This window comes from Leucobacter sp. M11 (assembly GCF_035726885.1).
Taxonomy (GTDB): Bacteria; Actinomycetota; Actinomycetes; order Actinomycetales; family Microbacteriaceae; genus JAPFRB01.
This window is the reverse complement of the sequence record NZ_JAPFRB010000005.1, coordinates 176,029-176,365: the sequence shown is the minus strand read 5'-3', so window position 1 is coordinate 176,365 and position 337 is coordinate 176,029. Positions and strand designations below refer to the sequence as shown.

Annotated in this window: 1 protein-coding gene; it reads left to right on the top strand. The window is 75.4% G+C overall.

All coding sequences use genetic code 11. The annotated features are described in order from the left end of the window. On the top strand, positions 1-337 hold a 337-nt coding region (locus OOT08_RS16175; RefSeq protein WP_325093851.1), incomplete at both ends, for an HRDC domain-containing protein.

Below are 337 nucleotides of genomic sequence, written 5' to 3'. Positions count from 1 at the left end.
CTGGCGACGCATGTCCGGCCTGCACCGCGTGACGGGCCTGCGCGCCCTCGCCGTGGCCCGTGAGCTGTGGCTCGCCCGCGACGCCTTCGCTCGCGAGACGGACACCGCCCCCGGGCGGCTCCTCCCCGACGCCTCCCTCGTAGCAGCGGCGCTCGGCATGCCCCGCTCCCAGGGTGAGCTCGCCGCGATGAAGAGCTTCCACGGCCGGGCCAGCCGGAGCGAGCTGCCTCGCTGGTGGGCTGCGGTGCTCGCGGGCAAGCAGACCGAGGACCTGCCCGTGCTCAAGGTGCGCGGCCCGAAGCCGATCCCGCACCACCGGAGCTGGGCGGATCGCTTC